Origin of the sequence: Streptomyces niphimycinicus (genome assembly GCF_018883605.1) — a bacterium.
GTDB lineage: Bacteria > Actinomycetota > Actinomycetes > Streptomycetales > Streptomycetaceae > Streptomyces > Streptomyces niphimycinicus.
On the sequence record NZ_JAHLEM010000963.1, the window covers coordinates 1 to 1102 of the forward strand.

The window sequence follows — 1102 nt, forward strand, 5'->3', positions numbered from 1 at the left end:
GCGGCCGTACGAGTGCCCGCGGGCGCGCTCCTGGACGCCGGGGCCGCCGCCCACGGGGTGCGCAGCTATATGGCGTTCGACGGCGGTGTCGAGGCCGAGCCGGTGCTCGGCAGCCGGGCCACGGATGTGCTCTCCGGGCTGGGCCCGGCGCCGCTCGTGGACGGCGCGGTGCTGCGGCTCGGGCCGCCGGGCGGGCCCGCGCCCGGTGTGGACGGGGCGCCGCATCGGGGCGTCGTACCGGAACTGGTGCTTCCGGTGGTGCTCGGCCCGCGCGACGACTGGTTCACCCCGGCGGGGCTGCGCACCCTCACCACCGGGGCCTTCCGGGTCTCGGCCGCGAGCAACCGGATCGGGCTGCGGACCGAGGGCCCTTCGCTGGAGCGGGCGAAGGACGGTGAGCTGGCCAGTGAGGGGATGGCGCTCGGCGCGCTCCAAGTGCCGCCGGACGGACGGCCGGTGCTCTTCCTGGCCGACCATCCGACGACCGGCGGCTACCCGGTCGTGGGCGTCGTGCCGGAGCCGTATCTGGCCGCCGCCGCGCAGGCCGTCCCCGGCACGCCGGTGCGGTTCACACCGCTGGGCCGGGCCTCCTGGGGACCGCCTGCGAGGCGGAGCGGCGCGGACGGGCCTGAGAAGCCGCCCGGCGGATCTTGACGCCTGCGGCGGGCCGCTCCCCTCCCCGCCCCTTCCCTCAACTGGGGCTCCGCCCCAGACCCCGGGTCCAGGGGTCCAGGGGCGGCGCCTCCGCCGCATGGTCCGCCGGACTCCCCGTAACCGGCCCTGGCCCGGGCAGGACCCGGCAGTCCCTGAGCGGCCTCGATGAAGTCCGGTGCGGTTCGGGTGCGCTCCGAAGGGGCGCGGGGCTGTGTCGATATGGGGCTCCGCCACGCGGGCGCGATCAGCCACGACACAGCCGAGGATGAACGACCGCACCTCGCGGCACTTCCCGCGGAGCGCTTAGCGGGCCCGCCGTGCGCCGACCCGCTCCCTGCGCTGCGCCTTGCGGCGCAGGGCGCGGCGCTCCTCCTCACCGACGCCGCCCCAGACCCCGTGGGTCATCCCGGTCTCCAGCGCGTACTCCAGGCATTCCTGGATCACCGGA

General features: G+C 76.8%; 2 protein-coding genes. One reads left to right on the forward strand and one right to left on the reverse strand.

What is annotated here, in order from left to right:
* The coding region (locus KN815_RS46150; protein WP_216347760.1) for a 5-oxoprolinase subunit C family protein at positions 1 to 654 on the forward strand (654 nt) is incomplete at its 5' end.
* A gap of 303 nt (positions 655 to 957) precedes the next feature.
* Here the strand turns inward: KN815_RS46150 and KN815_RS46155 are convergent.
* On the reverse strand, positions 958 to 1098 hold the full coding sequence (locus KN815_RS46155) for a WhiB family transcriptional regulator (RefSeq protein WP_301184709.1): 141 nt from the start codon (positions 1096 to 1098) through the stop codon (positions 958 to 960).
* Between the last annotated feature and the right edge of the window lie 4 nt (positions 1099 to 1102).